The organism is Paenibacillus glycinis (assembly GCF_009909185.1).
Taxonomy (GTDB): domain Bacteria; phylum Bacillota; class Bacilli; order Paenibacillales; family Paenibacillaceae; genus Paenibacillus_Z; species Paenibacillus_Z glycinis.
Genome location: NZ_JAAAMV010000002.1, coordinates 504,110 through 522,541 on the forward strand (window position 1 = coordinate 504,110; position 18,432 = coordinate 522,541).

Genomic DNA, 18,432 nt, shown 5'->3' on the forward strand with positions numbered 1-18,432 from the left:
ATCGCCGACCTGAAGCAGGGCTTGCCCCACGGTTCGACAAAAAGTCATTTCCCTATACTCTACCAGAATTCCAACCTTGTGAAAAGGCATGAACGCCCGTTTTCCCATGCGGCCTCGACTCGGTCGACAGGGCTACCAATATGTTTTATAATTATTCTTATCGGAAATACGATTATCATTTGAAACGAGGGATTCGCATGGCAGAGATCCGTGTACGCAGCACGAACGAACGCATCAGCGGCGAAGAGAACGTCCGCGCGTTTTTGGACAAACAAGAGGTCTTGTACGAACATTGGGACGCTTCCAAGCTTCCTGCCGAACTTCATAACAAATTCGTGCTGAGCGACGAAGAGAAAGCGACGATCCTTTCCACGTTCGATTCCGAGATCCGCGACCTGGCCGCTCGCCGCGGTTATCAGATCTGGGATGTCATCTCCTTGTCGGACGCAACGCCGAACATCGAAGAGCTGTTGAAGAAATTCGAGCAAATCCACACGCATACCGAGGACGAAATCCGCGGCATCGTTTCCGGACGCGGCATCTTCATCATCAAAGGCGACGAGAACACCGGCTACTTCGACGTCGAGCTCGAACCCGGCGACGTGATCTCCGTTCCGGAGAACAAAGCGCATTTCTTCACGCTGATGGACAACCGCGAGATCATCGCCGTTCGCCTGTTCATCGAGAAGGACGGCTGGATCGCGAACAATATCGAAGATCCGACGTTCGCTTAAAAGCATTTCGAAGGGAGTGACCTGCGGTCGGTATGGGTCTGCGATCGCTGTTGTAGTTCTGATTTCTTTGATTATGTATAAGATTAGCGGTTGAAATCAGACTACAAAGGCGACCGCTGACGCTGCTTCAACTCCATACCGACCTCCGGTCACTATTTATTCGCGATGCATTTCGCTCTCTAAAAGAAAACAAAGAAAAAGGAGACCTTTCCGCGGATTGGTCTCCTTTTTCTTTGTTTGATGACAAAAGCTCCATTAAGAAATTGCGTACAAAGTCCCTGCGCTTTTCGATGGCGATTGAAGGCGGTGAACCAAGCGATTTCGGAATTTGCTTGCCGCCTGCCCCCTCGCAGTGCTGCTTAGAGCAGCAGCGGCAGCAGTTCTTCCAGATGCTTGATTTCATGGGTAGGAATGATTTCATCCGTGCGCGTCATGCCGTGGCGGTTGATCCATACGGACGACATGCCGATGGTATTCGCGCCGAGAATATCGGTCGTCAGCTTGTCTCCGACCATGATGCCGTGTTCCGGTTCGATGCCGAGACGTTCGAGCGCGTGGCGGAAAATGTCCGGGGACGGTTTTCCTTTGCCGAATTCGCCCGAAATGATGATGTGATCGAAGTAAGGCGCGATGTTCGGCACGCCCGCCAGCTTCTCGCGCTGCAGATCGGGGGAACCGTTCGTAAGCAGCAGCAGCTTGTAGCTGCCTTTCAATTTATCCAGGACGGCGAACGTCTCTTCGTAGACGTACGGCCGTTTCCGGCGTTCGGCCGGAAACCGTTCCGCCAGCTGGGCGCCGAGCGCTTCGTCGTCGATGCCGAGCGCATTCAGGCCGCGCGTCCACGCTTCCTTCCGATACTCCGGCGCCAGCTGCTGAAGCTGGCGGAACTCCGCTTGCTCGCCTTCCAGGAAATTCGCCCACAATCCTTCGAACGGGTTGATGCCGATCATCTTCGTGAACGGGTACGTCTCGTAGGATTCGTAGAGGGCGCGGGCTTCGCGCCGCACCGCCTCCTCCAATGCTTTTGCATTCACGCCCGTCTGGGCTGCAGCCGCTTCGCAGGTCGCGTCGAACGCCTCCTGCACGCTGCGGTCGTCCCACAGCAGCGTATCATCCAAATCGAACAGAACTGCTTGTTTCGCCATGGTTTCTCGTGCACTCCACTCTGTTATTTTTCGGTAAACGGAATTCCGTGCTGCTCGGCAAAGGCTTTCAATCGCGTCGCCATCGGTTCGATCGGATATCGGTTCATGACTCGCGAGAAGACCCAATTGCCGCCCTTATGCTGCTCGATGACGATGTAGCCTTTCTGCGTGTTGATCGCTTTGATATTGCTGACGTATACGTTGCGATCGCCGGCGAAACGACGGGTACGAACGTAATCGCTTCCGACCGACAGGTACGGTCTGCGCAGCAGGAACAAGCACGCAAGGACCACGTAACAGGCAATCGTGACCCAGAACATCGTGTCGGCTTGCTTGAACGCGTCGGAATTGATCGTCACGATCACATAAAACAGGATGAAAAGCAGCAGGAACGCCGGCATCAAATAACTGCGGCCTTTGAACGTATCCAGCGCCGCCTTGCCGGACTTTGCCGACATCAGCGGCCCTTGTCCGTGTTTCTTGCGCTGCTTGTTGATTTGCTCTTGATTCTTTTGTACTTTACGCTGCCACGATCTTGACACGGATGATCCCCCTTAGCAATCTTCGAACATTCTCTGGTTTGGCGACCGCTTAGTACGGCCGAGCGAACTTGGCGATAAAGCGGTTCGGGTATTCGCTCGGAAGCGCGCTCGCTTCGTCGAGCGCATTCCATACCGAATCCGGCATGGTCCAGCCGATGGCGCCCATGTTGTCCCGGTACTGCTCCAACGTGCTTGCGCCGAAGATCGGCGAGGTAATGCCTTTGCGCTGCAGCAGCCAAGCAAGCGCGACCTGCGACGGCGTTTTATCCAGTTCCGCGGCGGCGGACCGAACGGCATCGAGCACGGCGAAATTTTTATCCGACGCCCGAAGCGCCCACGAGCTCTCGCCCAGCTTCGACGTCAAGCGTCCGCTGGTCGGTTCTTCGCGCGTATAGCGGCCCGTCAGGAAGCCGCCTCCGAGCGGCGCCCAAGGAATGATGCCGACGTTCTCCTCCAAGCAGAGCGACAGCATCTCGCGATCCATTTCCCGGCTGACCAGGCTGTATTGCGGCTGAATCGAGATGAACCGCGCGTACCGTTCGCGGTCGCTCGTTGCAAGCGACTTCATCAACTGCCAGGCGAAAAAATTGGAGCAGCCTATGTAACGGACCTTCCCCGCCGAGATGAGATCGTCCAGCGCGCGCAGCGTTTCTTCGATCGGCGTGGCATGATCCCACACATGCACTTGATACAGATCGATATAGTCGGTATCCAGCCGTTTCAAGCTGGCTTCCGCCGCGTCCATGATGTGCTTGCGGGAGACGCCGCCGCTGTTCGGATGCTCGCCTGTCATGAACCGCACTTTCGTGGCCAGTACGACTTCGCTGCGCCGGCCTTTTATCGCTTTGCCCACGATCTCTTCCGATTTGCCCTGGACGTACACGTTGGCCGTATCCAGGAAATTACCGCCGCGGTCCAGAAAATCGTGCGTCATCGTGATGGAATCCGATTCTTTCGTCGTGTTGCCGAAGGACATCGTGCCGAGACATAATTCCGAGACCGCAAGCCCGCTGCGACCTAATAGCCGATATTGCATTCGGTTTCCCCTCCTCGAATAGAAGATGATTAATGCTTGATACTTCCCCCGTTTTCTTCCTCGTCTTCCGCCCATTTGATCGTATCCAGCTGGTTGCGGAAATTCCGTTTGAAATTATCCAGGTACATGCGGCGCAGCTCGTCTCGCTCCGCCAGCTCTTCCGGCGTCAAGCCGACCGTTTTATTCTTTCTCGAAAGCTCGTTGATGCGAGCGATGATTTTCTCCATTCCGCGTTTCTCCTCTCGTCTTTCGGGCCAACATCACATCCTTTACTTTGACATTTTTAATCCTCCATTGTCAAGGCGAAGCGGCCTTTCGTCAAGCTGTCCGGCAGCTCATGATAAAATAGAAAAAGACCGAACGCATGAGTTCGGTCTTCGTTCCATTTATATGCGGATGACGGCTCAACGATCGGCAGGGACGATAAGCCTTTGTCCTGCTCTCAGCTCGCTGGAGCTTAAATTGTTGCGTTTCTGCAGATCGTATACGGTTCTGCGAATATCCTCGTCTTCCGTTCTTACGCTGCTGGCGATCTCCCATAGCGTATCCCCTGAACCGACAATGATCACTTGTTCCGATGCCGTCGGCACGGAGGGCTGCTCGCTGTCCGCATGCCCGGTCAATAAAGAGAATCCGACGAACAAGAGCATGAAGAATAGAGAAGCGGCAGCCAATCTGATGAGCAGTCTTTCCGTTGCCCGTTCCTTCCGTACGGCGCGAGTCTTTGGCGCAGTAACCGGTTTATCATTATAAGCAGTCGAGTATGTCGATATTGTTTGCATCATGATCAGCACCCCAAACGTTTGTTCTGTTCTTGTGAAATCAGAATAACACGAACATCCGTTTGCAGTCAACATGATTTAGAACATTTGTTCGCCGGGAAATGCGAACTTGTGTTTCTCGAACTTATGTTTGTACGAACTCCGGTTCTGTGCTATAATTTTACACAAATGAACCTTTGGAGTGATTTCGGTGTCGAAACTTTCAAACCGCCAGCAGGCGATACTTGAATTCATTAAGACGGAAGTCCGGGAGAAAGGCTATCCGCCTTCCGTCCGCGAGATCGGCGAAGCGGTCGGACTTGCTTCCAGCTCGACCGTACACGGCCACCTGGACCGTTTGGAGAAGAAAGGCCTGATCCGCCGCGACCCGACCAAGCCCCGCGCGATCGAAATATTGGACGGGGACGACAATGAAATTCCGTTCCCGTTGGCCATAGCCAAGGTACCGGTTGTCGGCAAAGTCACCGCCGGCGTTCCGATTACCGCAACGGAGAATATCGAGGAATATTTTCCGCTTCCAGCCGATAAAGTCGGCGACGATAACGTCTTCATCCTTAGCGTTATCGGAGAAAGCATGATCGAAGCAGGCATTCACGACGGCGATTACGTCATCGTCCGCCAGCAGCAGAGCGCGATCAACGGCGATATCGTGGTCGCGATGACGGAAGACGACGAAGCGACCGTCAAGACCTTCTATAAAGAGAAGGATCATATCCGGCTTCAACCGGAGAACTCCACTATGGAGCCGATTCGCCTGCGCAACGTCAGCATTCTCGGCAAGGTCATCGGACTCTTCCGCGATATTCATTAATTCGTACGTTAAAGGGGCAGTCACACCGCTTTCCAAGCGGTATGACTGCCCCTTTCCCATGCGCTCCCGTCCTCTGCGCCTCGGGTACTTAAGATCCGATTTCGCGGAACAGCAAGTTGCGGTACGTAAATCGGCTGCTCTTGAATTTGAAATTGAGTTCGACGCCCGAAAAACGGATCGCGACCGATTTGAGCGCGCAGGACGTTACCTTTCGTCGAACGAGGCAGCGCACGCGCGCGCCATCCTTTGCATTCACCGCAGCCGCCAGAGCGGCCGCGTATGCCTTCGAGCCCGCCAATGCCTTGTAGAACGGAAGAACGGCTCTGGCGATCGCCCGATGGATCGGCGTCGAGAAAGAGAACTGCGTGGAGCCCGGCGGAATGGTCGTGCCATTCGTATATTGAAGAACCGGCGCCGGAAACGCGAAATCGATAAAATACCCGATTCCGTTGGTGGAAAAGCCAGCCAGCTTAGCCGGCTTCGTCACCGCTTTGAACAGCGCGATCAGCGTGTCCAGATCGCCTTGCCTTACCGCTTTCGACCATCGCAGCGCATAGTTCCGATCGCGCGCGATCTTCTTATAGAAGGGAATCATGATGGCAGCCACATGGGATAGAATCGGACCGGTCAGCTTAAACGCCCCGCCCTTGGCTTCCGGTTTCCCGGCCATTCCCGCCACACCCTTTCGCTAGCTTCTAGTATGGCATTATATGCCGGCGCGAGCGAACGAGTGCGGAGCCGAGGGCGGCAGATTCGAAGGGTAACCGGCAGCCGGCAGTCCAAGTCGCAGATGCCGGCCAAGACTTGCCCTTACCTCCAAGGCAATCAATCCCCCGTTCCTATAAACGCAAAAACCCTTGGCATGTACATGCCAAGGGTCAGATTGTAGAGAAACCCACGTTTTTCAAAACAGTGAGTTTCTCTTTTTAGATTTCGGTTCAATTTTAGGGCTTCGTAGGGTGAATTCCCCCTACGAAGCCCTCCTTTCTAGATGGAGGGCAATCTTCTTCATGTTCTGTACAGCGGCGGTCATAAGCGCCTGTTCCATCACGTTCTGCACCCCCCGCAAACGGCAATAGCGAAACCCATGGAGCTCTTTAGCATCCGCGAAGCTTCGCTCAATCGTTTCTTTTCGTTTTCGGTATAGCTTTTTGCCCGACTTGCTCAGGCGGTTTAATCGTACTTGCTCTTTGCTGTCCTCCCAGACGTGCCTGGTGACAATTTTTCGTTTGTTGCGGGAGCGCGTACACTTCTCCAGCATCGGGCAGGACGCGCATTGTTTCGGATCCGAAGCATAATGCCGGTATCCTTCACGGTCTGTCGTTCGGTAGGGCAACTCTTGTTGTTGCGGACATACGTATACGTTCCGCTCTGCATCATAGGTGAACTTCCACTTGGGGAATAGTCCTTGTGTTGGTTGAAATCTGCGGTGTGCAATGACGCCGAAGATGTTGCGGTCTTCAAGTCCCTTACAAATAGGCGTTGCCATATAACCAGAATCAAGGGCAACGGCTTCTACTGCAAAACCAAATCGGTTACGTTGGCGGTCCAAGCGTGAGAGATACGGCACGGAATCATGCACATTGCCTGCGGTGACGAAGACATCGGTAATGAGGTTGTGCTTTGCATCGACGGTGCGGTGATCGAGATAGAAGAAACCTTCCGGCTTGCCTTCTCGGAACATATATCCGCTGTCCGGGTCCGTTGTGCTGACCTTCACTTCTTTGTCTTCATTCACCTCCTCTCGTGGTTTAAGGGCTTTTTTCCTTGCGCTTTGCGGTCAACCTCGACAGCGGCGTTCAACTCATCCAAATAGTCGCGGGTGTTCTGCTGAACCTGCTCTTTAGTGAATTTGTGTTTATTCGCATTGGCTTTCACGTGCGTGGAATCGGAAATGAGCACACGACCGCCAACCATTCGATGCGAGATGGCCTGCAGCACAATTTCATCGAAAATATCTTGGAAGACCGAGGTATCTTTGAAACGCGTACGACGGTTCCAACTGATCGTGGTGTGGTCTGGTACTCGGTCAGTTAACCCAAGTCCTAGAAACCAGCGGTAGGCCAAGTTCGTCTGAACTTCGCGTTCAAGTTGACGTTCGGAACGAATGCCATAGAAATAACCTAAAAAGATCATTTTGAAGAGAACAAGGGGATCGATAGCTGGACGTCCGTTGTCTTGCGAATAGAGATGGCGAACCTTTTCATCGATAAAGGTGAAATCAATATACTTATCGATCTTGCGGAGCATGTGATCCGCAGGCACCAAATCTTCAATGGAAACCAATTCATAATTCTGCTGTTTCTCTTTATTCGACCGTAGCATAGCAGCACCATCCGTTCATATATGTTATCTATATTATAACATATTAACGCGGTGTCGTGCTAAACTAAATAGACAAAGTGAAGGCTGCCGAGACTTTCTCGACAGCCTGACCCTTGGCATGTACATGCCAAGGGTTTTGAAGGTTCTAGTAGAGCGCCAAGTATTGGTCTCTCTCCCACTCGTGGACTTGCGTGCGGTACATGTCCCACTCGATTTCTTTCAACTCGTAGAAATGAGCCAGCGCATGATCGCCCAACGCGTCGCAGATGACTTCGCTGCGAAGCAGCTCGGTCAGCGCTTCTTTCAGATCGTCCGGCAAGCTCGGAATGCCTTCGTCGATCCGCTCTTCCTCGGTCATGACGTAGATGTTGCGATCCGTCGGCGCCGGCAGCGGCAACTTGTTGCGGATGCCGTCCAAGCCTGCTTTAAGCATGACTGCCAATGCGAGGTACGGGTTAGCTGCCGGATCCGGGCTACGCATCTCGACGCGCGTGCTGAGGCCGCGGGAAGCCGGTATGCGGATCATCGGGCTGCGGTTGCTGGCGGACCAGGCCACGTAGACAGGCGCTTCATATCCCGGTACGAGACGCTTGTACGAGTTGACCGTCGGATTCGTGATCGCCGCGAACGCGCGGGCATGGCGCAGCAAGCCGGCCATGTAATAACGCGCGACCTGACTCAGGCCGAGCTTGTCGCTCTCGTCGTAGAAAGCGTTCTCGCTGCCGCGGAACAGGGATTGATGGCAGTGCATCCCCGAACCGTTGACGCCGAATAACGGCTTCGGCATGAACGAAGCATGAAGGCCATGCTGGCGGGCGATCGTTTTGACGACCAGCTTGAACGTTTGGATCTGATCGGCCGCTTTGATCGCATCCGCGTATTTGAAGTCGATCTCGTGCTGCCCCGGCGCCACTTCATGATGGGAAGCTTCGATCTCGAAGCCCATTTCTTCGAGCGTCAGCACGATCTCGCGGCGGCAGTTCTCGCCAAGGTCCATCGGAGCCAGGTCGAAGTAACCGCCTTGATCGTTCAGCTCCGTCGTCGGATTGCCGTTGGCGTCCGTTTTGAACAGGAAAAATTCCGGTTCCGGACCGACGTTCATGGACGTGAAGCCAAGCTCGTCGGCTTCTTTGAGCACGCGCTTCAGGATACCGCGCGGGTCGCCGGCGAACGGCGTGCCGTCCGGCATGTATACATCGCAGATCAGGCGGGCGATGCGATCTTCCGCTACCCAAGGGAACACGACCCAAGTGTCCAGATCCGGGTACAGGTACATGTCGGATTCTTCGATGCGCACGTATCCTTCGATGGAAGAGCCGTCGAACATCATTTTATTGTCCAATGCTTTCTCGAGCTGGCTGACGGGAATTTCGACGTTTTTGATCGTGCCCAGCAAGTCGGTGAACTGAAGACGGATAAAACGGACATTTTGTTCTTTCGCGATACGTCTGATGTCATCTTTGGTGTAGCTCACGGAATCAGCTCCTCTGTTATGGTGGTGTAAGGATTGCGTGCGGTGTCGTTATTTCTTGTTATAGAAACGGGACAGCTGGCCTTGGATCAAAGAGGCTTTGCCCGGTCTCTTCTCAAGCAGCTGCTGTTTCAACAGGCGGTGAAGCTGTGCGTCGGACAACTCGCGTCTCTTCACTTCTGACAGCTCACTGACGACCGTGGCATCCTCCGATTCCTTGGAAACCGGGTTCATCACCTGCTTGATGCCGGCAATATTCACGCCTTTCTCGATCAGCGACTTGATCTCCAGCAGACGCTCCACGTCGTTGAACGAGAACAATCGCTGGTTGCCGCTCGTGCGCGCGGGTACGATCAACTCGTGCTGCTCGTAGTAGCGAATTTGGCGGGCGGTCAAGTCGGTCAGCTTCATTACGATGCCGATCGGAAAAAGCGCCATATTTCTGCGTATTTCGTCACCCATGTCGCATCAACCTTCCAGTATCTGATATATGCTCTCATTGTACCGCCATGCCAAATACATGTCAAGTTGTGTGAGGTTTTGTGTAAGGTTTAATTACAACCAACTCTCGTTCGGCTAGCACGGACAACGCATTCAGAACACCGTATTTGACATGGGCATACGTAAGCCCGCCTTGCATATAGGCGATGTAAGGCTCGCGGATGGGCGCATCCGCCGACAATTCCAGGCTGCCGCCCTGCATGAACGTTCCCGCCGCCATAATGACGGGATGCTCGTAGCCGGGCATGTCCCACGGCTCGGGCACGACGTGGGCATCTACCGCGGAGGCGCGCTGCACCCCCTGCACGAACGCGATCAACTGTTCGGCGCGCTCGAAGCGGATCGCTTGGATCAGATCGGTCCGGGGCGCATCGAAGCGCGGATTGCTTTCGAAGCCGAGCAGTTCGAACATCGCCGCGCCGAAGACGCTGCCCTTGAGCGCTTGTCCCACGAGATGCGGCGCGAGAAACAAGCCTTGATACATCGCGCGCAGCGTCCCGAGCGTCGCGCCGACTTCCCCGCCGATGCCCGGCGCCGTCAGCCTGTACGCGGTGAGCTCCACCGCTTCCTGCGTGCCGGCAACATAGCCGCCCGTGGGCGCGAGTCCGCCCCCGGGATTCTTGATCAAGGAACCCGCCATCAGATCGACGCCGGCCTGCGTCGGCTCCGATTCCTCGGTAAACTCCCCGTAACAGTTATCTACGAACACTTTGACGTCGGGTTTCAGCGCTTTGACGCGCTGCACCATCTCGCCGATCTGCGCGACCGTGTAGGATGCCCGCCAATCGTAGCCGCGCGAGCGCTGAATGCCGATGACGCGCGTGCGTTCCGTTATATGCGCCGCGACGCCGTCCCAATCGATCTCGCCATTCGCAAGCGGCGCGACTTCTCCGTAGCCGATGCCGAAGTCCTGCAGCGAGCCTTTGCCGTCGCCCGGCTTCCCGATGACTTTATGAAGCGTATCGTAAGGACGGCCCGTGATGTAGAGCAGCTCGTCCCCCGGGCGAAGCAGCCCGAACAGCGCGCAGCTGATCGTGTGCGTGCCGGATACGAAATGCGGTCGGACAAGCGCCGCTTCGGCGCCCATGACATCCGCGTAGACGAGGTCGAGCACCTCTCTTCCCCGGTCGTTATAGCCGTAGCCGGTCGAGCCATTAAAATGATAATCGCTTACCCGATGCTTCTGGAAGGCATCGATGACCTTCCATTGATTCCGCTCCGCGATGCCGTCGAGCGAACGAAAAACAGGGGCGGCCTGCCGTTCGGCAGCCTCCGCCCACATCGTCAACATTTGCCAATTCTGTCCTTGCTGTCTCAATGTCCGGTCTCTCCTCGTGTTAGCAGCACGCTTAATGATGCAGGACGTACGCGTCGAGCTTACGCCCGTGCACCTCGTAATCCTGTTTGTTCAACAACACCTTCAAGATCATGGCTTCGCCTTCGACGGATTGCTCGAGCACATCGCCCGTCCGGTAAGCCAGCGCGATCAGATCGCCGCGCTCCGCCGGCAGCGCGAAGGTCCTCGTATCGCCCGTCAACTTGTCCTGAACGGCTTGGCGGAGCCGTTCCAAGTCATCGCCGTTATAAGCGCTGACGGCCAGCGTGCCGGGTCCGTTCGCCGGAACCGACTGCGGTCCGCCCGCGCCGCACAAATCGATCTTGTTGTAGATCTTCAACTGGGGTTTGCCTCCGGCGCCGAGCTCCTGCAGAATCCGATCCACGACCGCGATCTGCTCCTCTCGCATATCGGACGCGCTGTCGATGACGTGCAGCACGAGATCGGCTTCGTTGACCTCCTCGAGCGTAGCGCGGAAAGCCGCGATCAGATCATGCGGCAGATTCTGAATAAACCCGACCGTGTCGGTCAGCACGACTTCCATCCCGCTCGGCAGCTTCCAATTCCGCGAAGTCGGGTCGAGCGTGGCGAACAACTGGTTCTCGACGTAGACATCGGCGTGGGTCAGCTCGCGCAGCAGCGTCGATTTCCCGGCATTCGTGTAGCCGACCAGCGCAACCTGCTGCACGCCGGCTTTCCGCCTGCGCTCGCGATGCAGCGTGCGGTGGCGGACGACTTCCGCGAGCGTATGCTTCAGATCCGTGATGCGACCGCGAATGTGGCGGCGGTCGGTCTCCAGCTTCGACTCGCCGGGGCCCCTTGTCCCGATGCCCCCGCCGAGCCGGGAAAGGTTCTTCCCGTGCCCGGACAGCCGCGGAAGCAAGTAGCTGAGCTGCGCCAGTTCGACCTGGATGATGCCCTCCCTGGTTTTGGCACGCTGGGAAAAAATATCCAGAATGAGCTGCGTGCGGTCGATGATTTTTAGGTCCAGCGCTTCTTCGAGGTTGCGTACCTGCGCGCCGGACAGCTCCTGGTCGAAAATCGCCGTCGTCGCGCCGAGCTCATCCGCGGCCGCGCGCAGCTCCTGCACTTTTCCTTTGCCGATGAACCATTTCGTATCGACTTTCTCCTTATTCTGCGTGACGAACGTCAGCACCTCGACGCCTGCGGTTTCCGCGAGGCTGACGAGCTCCTGCAGCGACTGCTCCGGATCTCCGGAGCTCCGCTTGATATCCGGCGTGACCAAGCTGACGAGAATCGCCCGGTCCTTCAAATCCGTATCGGTGTCGTAGGTTGTTTGCCGCATCTGTCGTGTACAGCTCCTTCTGGATCGGTGACTGCTATTTCTCCCACTTCAGATCCTCGGGCCGCACGGCCATCAGTTCCTGCTTGCCCGGGGATCCGGAGGGATATTGGTTCATTAAACGAACCGCCTGATGGCGAAACGCCTTCTCGATCACGTTGCGCACGTAACGCGCGTTGCTGAACGCGAACATCGACATCGTCTTCTCCAGCATCAAGTGCTGGCGAAGCTTGAACAGCGATTGCGGCATCAGCGCATAGTCCCGGTCCTTGGCCATCAGTTCGGCGATCTGGATCAGCTGGTCGACGGAGTAATCGGGAAATTCGATCTGGATCGGAAAACGCGAGGGCAAACCCGGGTTCGTCAGCAGGAATTGCTCGATTTCGAGCGGATATCCAGCCAGTATTAGCACAAACTGGTTGCGGTAATCCTCCATCGCCTTGACCAGCGTGTCGATGGCTTCTTTGCCGAAGTCCTTCTCCCCGCCCCGCGCTAGGCTGTACGCTTCGTCCACAAACAGCACGCCGCCGAGCGCCTTGCGCACCAGATCCCGCGTTTTCTGCGCGGTATGGCCGATATATTCGCCGACGAGATCCGCCCGCTCCACTTCGATCATATGTCCCTTGGAGAGCACGCCCATCTTCTGGAACAGCTTCGCGACGATGCGCGCGATGGTCGTCTTGCCCGTGCCGGGATTGCCGGTGAAAATCATGTGATACACGTGCGATCCGCCGGACAATCCGGCATCCGAACGCATCCGGCTGATCTGGAGCAACGCATAGATTTCGTAGACCAGCAGCTTTACGTTCTCCAGTCCCACCATCGGATCGAGCTCGCGCTGAATATCGAGAAAAGGATCGCCGGGCGTAAGCGGCCTTGCCGCGGGCGGCAGCTCGCTCTCCAGCTGCGGCGGCGAACTGCCGGTCAACGCATACGGCTCGCTGGTGCGAAGGACCACATTGATTTGGCGGGCGGGTCTCCCGCTCCCGCTGCCGCCCGAAGTAACGACTCGATCGTCCATAGTTGCTCCATCACCTATCCTTCACTGGATCGTTGGCATCTGCCGCGCATATAATCCATTGTATTCTAGTGATTTGAGCCATATTAACAGATTTCAGCCGAGCTCCGGGGCGCGTGCCGGGCTAACCGTCAGAAGGAATCGGGCAGCCGCACGCCCATGCGCATCAATTGCTCGTCGACCTTCCATTTGGTGAACGCCAGCACTTCCCGGCCGTAGTTGTAGGCGATATTCAGCACCTTGGACTTGCGTCCGACGGCCACCGTATCGGCCGGATAATCCAAGTAGCCGGCGATATCCTCGGAACGCGGCGCATGAAAGTCGTGCGTGACGAGAAGCAGCTTCGTCCAGCCCCGTTTGGCGGCCAGCGGTTTGCTGAACAACAGATTTTCATAGGTGCTTCTGGCGTCGTTCTCGAGCACCATGGCAGCGGCGGGTACGCCTTTGCCCGCCAAATACTTCTTCATGCCCTCCGCTTCGGTCAGCGTCGAGCCGTTATGATCAAGGCCGCCGGTCAAAATCATGTGTTTGAACGTCCCCTGCTTGTACAAATCGTAGGCGTAATCGAGCCGCTCCTGCAAGCCGGGGCTTGGCTTGTCGCTCCACAGCGCCGCGCCGAGGACGATGGCGGCATCCGACTTCGGAATCTGCTTCGGCATTTCGTAACTTGAAATTACCCACAGCAGATACGCGCACCAGAATACGCCAATCGCCGCAATCCAGGCGCAGATCCGCAGGAAGAACAGAAAGGGACGGAATTTCCTGCGGGATTTGCGTTTGGGCGATCGTTTCGATACGGAAGCCGGTTTCATGATTCGCTGAGCTCCCCGCTTTGCGCAAGCGTCTTGCGATGCTTCAGGCTGAGCGTGAAATAGCGAAACCGTCCGTTTCGTATCGTGGACAAGAGCCTTCCGGCGGTCTTGCGAGCCAACGCGGCATCCTTGTTCGTCACCGCGCCCTGCATGACCGCTTCCTCCAGCTCATCCTCGTCCAGCAAAAACACTTCCCCGCTCGGAAGGACGACCACGTCGAGATACAAATCGTCGAACCAGGGAACCTGCTGGTCGGTCAATCCTTGCGTCTTGCAAATATCGATATACCATTGAACGACGCGGTTCTTGTCATCGAACATCGTCGTCACGACAAAGTGTTCGCCGCGGGGAAAGTGCTGCATCCACAAATAACCGCGGTCGGCGAGGCATAATTTGCGCCCGTTGTATTCTTTCCACAACGGTTCGCGCAATTCATGGATCCGGTAGAACGTCACCAGTCCTTTGAACTCATCCCCGTCCATCGTCAAGCAGGTGTAGCTTCTACGCAGAATGCGGCGCCAATTGGCTCGGTCAGAAAATTTTCGCTTCATACGGAACGACCTTTCCGTTGGGATCTCGCTTCGAGCGCTGCGCGGAACGCAAACAAGCAACAGGGCGGATATTCCCCCTGAAGGGCTACGATCAATGCCGCCGTCGGCAGCACCGCCGGCTTCATTCAGGGAGACAAGCAGAGTGTAGGTAAGATTACCCTTTTGTATCGTTTAAAAAAAGAGTACCACAACTTAACGTCCATCTCCACTAACCCCCGAAAATAAACCAAGCCCCGCTTTGTCCCGCCGATACACGGACAAACGGCCGCCGCGCGCAAAGGGAGAACGGCCAAATGCCGTTCTCCCCCGTTCGCCAAGCTTATTTCTCCGAAATGGAGATGGACTTGATAATGACGTCCTCGGTCGGCGCGCTCGCCTCGCCCGAATCCGGGTTCTCGGCGACCGGCGTGGCCGCGATCGCCTTCACGACGTCCATGCCTTCGGACACTTTGCCGAAAATCGTATAATTCGGCATGCTGTTCAAATTCGCGGCATCGGCGCCCGTGCAGATGAAGAATTGGCTGCCGCCGGAATTCGGCTGGCCCGTGTTCGCCATCGCGATGACGCCCTCGTCGTACTTATAGCCTTTGCCCAGCTCGTCCGGAATGTTGTACCCGGGGCCGCCGGCTCCCGTGCCGGTCGGATCTCCGCTCTGAATCATGAAGCTTTGGATGATCCGGTGGAATTTGACGCCGTCATAGAACTTCTCCTTGGACAGGAAAACGAAGTTATTGACGGTTTCCGGCGCATCCTTGGCGTACAGCTCCACGGTAAAATCGCCTTTGTTCGTGCTGAACGTGGCGCTGTACGATTTGCTCGCGTCGATGGACATCTTCGGTTTCTCGGACCATTGCTTCGGCGCTCCCGCATCGTTGCCGGCATTGCCCGAGCCGCCGGACCCGTTCGATCCGCCGCCGGCCGTCGTTTCGGTCTGCGTGCCTTGATTGACTGCGTTATTGTTTGCCGTATCGTCGGGTTTGTTTCCGCATGCGGCCGCTACGAGCAGCATGGCGGACAGGACAACGGTCAGCGCTGTCCGATTCTTCATATTCATCTTCGATAATACCTCCGCAATCTGTTGTTTGTTGCATCTGGCTGCAGCCTGCCTAGCCGCGGCGCGAAGAGCCGGAAAGCCTTCTTATCTTATACGGGTTCGGCCGCCTCAGGGGTTCGAATCGGGAACGCCGGAATTCGGCGGCAAAACGTTGTTTACGTTATTGCCGCCCGATCCGTTGCCGGAACCCGGATCCGTTCCGCCGGCGTTGTCCCCGGCGCCCGTGCCGTCGCCGGTTCCCGCGCCGTTATCGCCGGCAGGCGGCGCGGTAACGCCGTTGCCCGGCGTCTGACCGCCATTGGCCGGCGATTGTCCGCCATTGCCAGGCGATTGATTGCCGTTGCCCGGCGATTGATCGCCGTTCCCGGGCGTTTGATTGCCATCGCCCGGCGCCTGCCCGCCGTTATCCGGCGTGCCGCCGCCATTGTCGGGCGGCGTTCCGCCATTGTCCGGCGGCGTTCCGCCATCGTCAGGCGGTGTTCCGCCATTGTCCGGCCCGCCCGGCGGGATCCCGCCGTCTCCGCCGTTTTCGCCGCCTTCGTTGCCGTTTCCGGAACCCGGCGTGCCGCCGTTATCCGGATTCGTCGGATCCAGCTCGGCTTCGGGAACATCGACCTTCACGGTGCTGGACGGCGTGCCTTCCATGTCTTTCGCCGGATCGTATGCCGTCACGTAATATTCGTAACTTAACCCGGGCGCGATCGCCATGTCGTCCACGCCCGTCGTCGTCAACGAGTCGAATGCTTTTACGAACTCCGCCTCGCCCGTCGCTTTGCGGTAGATGCGGTACTGCATGCCTTGGCCGTCGACCGGCGACCAGGCAAGCTGCACGGCGGCCTTCTGGTCGTTATAGACGGCGCTGAAGTTCGCGATGCCGACGGGCGGTTTATCTTCGTGCTCCTCGGTCGGTTTCGTGAAGCTGCCCTTCGCCACGCCCTTCATCGCCTCGCCCATGACCTTCCCGAACATCGCGGCGGACTGCTCGCTGCTTTTCTTGATCATGTGATCCTTATCGGTACGATCATACCCCATCCAGACGACGGCTGTCCATTCGGGCGTATAGCCCGCGAACCAAGCGTCGCGGTTATACCCGTTGCTCAGCCCCGGAATCCCGTTCTGCGTCGTTCCGGTTTTGCCGGCGACCGGACGGTCGATGCGCGCATTGACTCCCGTGCCGCCCTTCTCCAGCACGCCCTGCAGGACGTCCGTCAAGTAAGCGGCCGTCGAAGGCTTCATGACCTGCTCGGCCGCGGGCGCGCTGTACGTATAGACCGGCTCATCCGTTTGGTCGGTGATTTTGACCAACGCATGCGGATCGACGGTCTTGCCGCCGTTCGCGAAGGCGCTGTAGGCTTTCGCCATCTGGAACGGCGTTACGCCGTAAGTCAGGCCGCCGAGGCCGATCGCGAGGTTGCGGTCCTTCGCGCTGTCCAGCTCGAAGCCCAGGTCCTTCGCGAAATTCAGTCCGGCTTTCACCCCGATCTGATTCAGCAGCCAGACGGCCGAAGCGTTGCGGGATTCCTTGATCGACTGCCGCATGCTGACGGGTCCGATGTATTTGACCTTGTTGGAATCGGACGGGCAGTACGAGCCATAACACGTCTTCACGTCCTGCAGCGTCGACCACGGGAACCAATCCCCGGAGTCGATCGCCGGCCCGTAGACCGTGATCGGCTTGAACGACGAGCCCGGCTGCCGCGGCACCAGCACGCGGTTCAAGCCTTTGTTCACGTAATCCCGGCCGCCGACGAGGCCTTGGATCTCGCCGTTTCTGTGATCCACGATGATCATCGCGGCTTGTTCCTTTTGTTCGTCGACGCTTTTCTCGAAGTTGCCGTCGTCCTCGAACTCTTTCTCCATCACCGACTGCGCCTGCGTGTTCAGCGTCGTGTAGATCTTGTAGCCGGCGATGCGGAGCTGCTCTTCCGTGATGCCGCTGACCTTCTCGGCCTCGTCGATGACGTAATCCACGAAAGCCTGATACGTTTGGGTCGATTTGGCATGCTCCACCGGCTTGTAATCGACGGCTTTGGCTTGGTCCATCTCTTCCTTCGTGATGTAGCCCTGATCGAACATCAGCTGGAGCACGACGGACCGCCGTTCCTTCGATTTGTCCGGATTGTTGATCGGATTGTAGGTGGACGGCGCTTTGGGGATCGCCGCGAGCGTCGCGACCTGCCAGAGCTTCAAATCTTTCAGCTCGGCGTTAAAATAATAGTCCGCGGCGGCTTTTACCCCGTAGGCGCCTTTCCCGAAATAAATCCGGTTCAGATACATCGTGATGATTTCGTCCTTCGTCATTTTGTGCTCGATCGCCACGGCGATGGAGGCTTCCGTCGCTTTCCGGAAAAACGTCTTGTCCTGCGTGAGGAATAAGTTCTTGGCGAGCTGCTGCGTGATCGTGCTTCCGCCTTCGACCGCGCTGCGGGCGACGACGTCCTTGACGATCGCGCGGCCGATCGACCAGAGGTCGATGCCGGAATGCTTCTCGAACCGCTGGTCCTCCGTCGCGATGACGGCATCCCGCATCAGCTCGGGGATCTCGGCGAAATCCACGTTTTCGCGGTTCGCGCCGAGCTTCACGACTTCCTTCCCTTTGTCGTCGTAGATCGTGGAGGCTTCGGGAAGAATGAATTTATCTTGATTGTCGGCGAGTATCCGCTCTCCGTTCAGTATGATCAGCATATATCCGATGATGCCGCAAACGACGGCAATGGCCGCGGTGAAGAACAGCCAGACCGCGAGTTTGCGCTTGTTGCGTTTCTTTTTGACCTTCCCTTTCTTCTCTCTCGTGCTGCCTTTCTTGCTGCGTGGTCCTTCTGCCATGAGCCAGGTTCCCCTCCAATTCGAATCGCGAGTCAGCCGCCTCTCTCTATTTATACCCTATATGTGTAAACGGCAACGGATGGACTGAAACTTGAAAATCCTTCAAATTAAAGAGCAGCCCCGCACGTGCGCAAGGCTGCTCTTTCGTGCCGATATCCAATTAAACGATGCGTGTAAGGAAAAGG

The 18,432-nt window shown here is 56.7% G+C and carries 18 protein-coding genes; 2 read left to right on the top strand and 16 right to left on the bottom strand.

Translation table 11 applies throughout. From position 1 onward, the window contains the following. Positions 1 to 197: 197 nt before the first annotated feature. Positions 198 to 734: a 1,2-dihydroxy-3-keto-5-methylthiopentene dioxygenase gene (locus tag GT019_RS06330; protein ID WP_161741972.1), complete on the top strand. Its 537-nt coding sequence runs from the start codon at positions 198 to 200 to the stop codon at positions 732 to 734. A 359-nt stretch (positions 735 to 1,093) separates the two neighbouring features. Here GT019_RS06330 and GT019_RS06335 read toward each other — a convergent pair whose 3' ends face one another. The 5 genes from GT019_RS06335 to GT019_RS06355 form a co-directional block, all read right to left on the bottom strand. Then, complete coding sequence (locus tag GT019_RS06335) at positions 1,094 to 1,879, bottom strand: HAD family hydrolase (RefSeq protein WP_161741974.1); 786 nt, start codon at positions 1,877 to 1,879, stop codon at positions 1,094 to 1,096. Between the two features lie 23 nt (positions 1,880 to 1,902). Beyond that, a complete protein-coding gene (locus GT019_RS06340) occupies positions 1,903 to 2,421 on the bottom strand; it encodes a hypothetical protein (protein ID WP_161741976.1) in 519 nt (172 codons plus the stop codon). 49 nt (positions 2,422 to 2,470) lie between these two features. Further along, entirely contained in the window at positions 2,471 to 3,457 is a 987-nt protein-coding gene (locus GT019_RS06345) for an aldo/keto reductase (RefSeq protein WP_161741978.1), read from the bottom strand. A 29-nt stretch (positions 3,458 to 3,486) separates the two neighbouring features. Further along, positions 3,487 to 3,684, bottom strand: coding sequence for a DUF896 domain-containing protein (locus tag GT019_RS06350; RefSeq protein WP_161741980.1), 198 nt, complete (start codon positions 3,682 to 3,684; stop codon positions 3,487 to 3,489). Positions 3,685 to 3,861: 177 nt separating this feature from the next. Continuing rightward, positions 3,862 to 4,314, bottom strand: coding sequence for a LysM peptidoglycan-binding domain-containing protein (locus tag GT019_RS06355; RefSeq protein WP_161741982.1), 453 nt, complete (start codon positions 4,312 to 4,314; stop codon positions 3,862 to 3,864). A gap of 115 nt (positions 4,315 to 4,429) precedes the next feature. On the opposite strand from GT019_RS06355, the gene lexA reads away from it, so the two are divergent. Continuing rightward, positions 4,430 to 5,050, top strand: a complete 621-nt coding sequence (gene lexA, locus GT019_RS06360; protein ID WP_161741984.1) for a transcriptional repressor LexA — start codon at positions 4,430 to 4,432, stop codon at positions 5,048 to 5,050. Between the two features lie 88 nt (positions 5,051 to 5,138). Here lexA and GT019_RS06365 read toward each other — a convergent pair whose 3' ends face one another. The 11 genes from GT019_RS06365 to GT019_RS06415 form a co-directional block, all read right to left on the bottom strand. Next, complete coding sequence (locus GT019_RS06365) at positions 5,139 to 5,720, bottom strand: hypothetical protein (protein ID WP_161741986.1); 582 nt, start codon at positions 5,718 to 5,720, stop codon at positions 5,139 to 5,141. A gap of 300 nt (positions 5,721 to 6,020) precedes the next feature. Then, positions 6,021 to 7,375 (bottom strand): IS1182 family transposase gene (locus GT019_RS06370; protein WP_161741840.1). Its coding sequence is split into 2 segments (ribosomal slippage): positions 6,021 to 6,805 and positions 6,805 to 7,375, totalling 1,356 coding nucleotides; the frame shifts between segments, so codons are not numbered across the junction. 145 nt (positions 7,376 to 7,520) lie between these two features. After that, positions 7,521 to 8,849, bottom strand: a complete 1,329-nt coding sequence (gene glnA, locus GT019_RS06375; RefSeq protein ID WP_161741988.1) for a type I glutamate--ammonia ligase — start codon at positions 8,847 to 8,849, stop codon at positions 7,521 to 7,523. A gap of 48 nt (positions 8,850 to 8,897) precedes the next feature. After that, positions 8,898 to 9,308, bottom strand: a complete 411-nt coding sequence (locus GT019_RS06380; RefSeq protein ID WP_161741990.1) for a MerR family transcriptional regulator — start codon at positions 9,306 to 9,308, stop codon at positions 8,898 to 8,900. Positions 9,309 to 9,369: 61 nt separating this feature from the next. Then, the gene (locus GT019_RS06385) at positions 9,370 to 10,638 is read right to left on the bottom strand and encodes a methionine gamma-lyase family protein (protein ID WP_161742166.1); all 1,269 of its coding nucleotides are present in this window, start codon (positions 10,636 to 10,638) and stop codon (positions 9,370 to 9,372) included. Between the two features lie 58 nt (positions 10,639 to 10,696). Continuing rightward, positions 10,697 to 11,989, bottom strand: a complete 1,293-nt coding sequence (hflX, locus tag GT019_RS06390) for a GTPase HflX (protein WP_161741991.1) — start codon at positions 11,987 to 11,989, stop codon at positions 10,697 to 10,699. 34 nt (positions 11,990 to 12,023) lie between these two features. Continuing rightward, positions 12,024 to 13,007 carry an AAA family ATPase gene (locus GT019_RS06395; protein ID WP_161741993.1) on the bottom strand — a complete coding sequence of 328 codons (984 nt, stop codon included), beginning with the start codon at positions 13,005 to 13,007 and terminating at the stop codon, positions 12,024 to 12,026. Between the two features lie 128 nt (positions 13,008 to 13,135). Beyond that, entirely contained in the window at positions 13,136 to 13,816 is a 681-nt protein-coding gene (locus GT019_RS06400; RefSeq protein ID WP_161741995.1) for a YdcF family protein, read from the bottom strand. Next, complete coding sequence (locus GT019_RS06405) at positions 13,813 to 14,367, bottom strand: DUF402 domain-containing protein (RefSeq protein WP_161694488.1); 555 nt, start codon at positions 14,365 to 14,367, stop codon at positions 13,813 to 13,815. Before GT019_RS06405 ends, GT019_RS06400 begins: the two co-directional genes overlap by 4 nt. A 319-nt stretch (positions 14,368 to 14,686) precedes the next feature. Next, complete coding sequence (locus GT019_RS06410) at positions 14,687 to 15,421, bottom strand: peptidylprolyl isomerase (protein ID WP_235946936.1); 735 nt, start codon at positions 15,419 to 15,421, stop codon at positions 14,687 to 14,689. Between the two features lie 108 nt (positions 15,422 to 15,529). Further along, complete coding sequence (locus GT019_RS06415) at positions 15,530 to 18,247, bottom strand: PBP1A family penicillin-binding protein (protein WP_161741997.1); 2,718 nt, start codon at positions 18,245 to 18,247, stop codon at positions 15,530 to 15,532. Between the last annotated feature and the right edge of the window lie 185 nt (positions 18,248 to 18,432).

Coding starts and splice junctions, on each gene's coding strand:
- GT019_RS06335 (WP_161741974.1), bottom strand. CDS start 1,879: ATGGCGAAACAAGCAGTTCTGTTCGATTTGGATGATACGCTGCTGTGG.
- GT019_RS06355 (WP_161741982.1), bottom strand. CDS start 4,314: ATGTTGACTGCAAACGGATGTTCGTGTTATTCTGATTTCACAAGAACA.
- GT019_RS06405 (WP_161694488.1), bottom strand. CDS start 14,367: ATGAAGCGAAAATTTTCTGACCGAGCCAATTGGCGCCGCATTCTGCGT.
- GT019_RS06395 (WP_161741993.1), bottom strand. CDS start 13,007: ATGGACGATCGAGTCGTTACTTCGGGCGGCAGCGGGAGCGGGAGACCC.
- GT019_RS06415 (WP_161741997.1), bottom strand. CDS start 18,247: ATGGCAGAAGGACCACGCAGCAAGAAAGGCAGCACGAGAGAGAAGAAA.
- GT019_RS06385 (WP_161742166.1), bottom strand. CDS start 10,638: ATGTTGACGATGTGGGCGGAGGCTGCCGAACGGCAGGCCGCCCCTGTT.
- GT019_RS06350 (WP_161741980.1), bottom strand. CDS start 3,684: ATGGAGAAAATCATCGCTCGCATCAACGAGCTTTCGAGAAAGAATAAA.
- GT019_RS06330 (WP_161741972.1), top strand. CDS start 198: ATGGCAGAGATCCGTGTACGCAGCACGAACGAACGCATCAGCGGCGAA.
- hflX (WP_161741991.1), bottom strand. CDS start 11,989: ATGCGGCAAACAACCTACGACACCGATACGGATTTGAAGGACCGGGCG.
- GT019_RS06400 (WP_161741995.1), bottom strand. CDS start 13,816: ATGAAACCGGCTTCCGTATCGAAACGATCGCCCAAACGCAAATCCCGC.
- GT019_RS06410 (WP_235946936.1), bottom strand. CDS start 15,421: ATGAATATGAAGAATCGGACAGCGCTGACCGTTGTCCTGTCCGCCATG.
- GT019_RS06365 (WP_161741986.1), bottom strand. CDS start 5,720: ATGGCCGGGAAACCGGAAGCCAAGGGCGGGGCGTTTAAGCTGACCGGT.
- GT019_RS06380 (WP_161741990.1), bottom strand. CDS start 9,308: ATGGGTGACGAAATACGCAGAAATATGGCGCTTTTTCCGATCGGCATC.
- GT019_RS06345 (WP_161741978.1), bottom strand. CDS start 3,457: ATGCAATATCGGCTATTAGGTCGCAGCGGGCTTGCGGTCTCGGAATTA.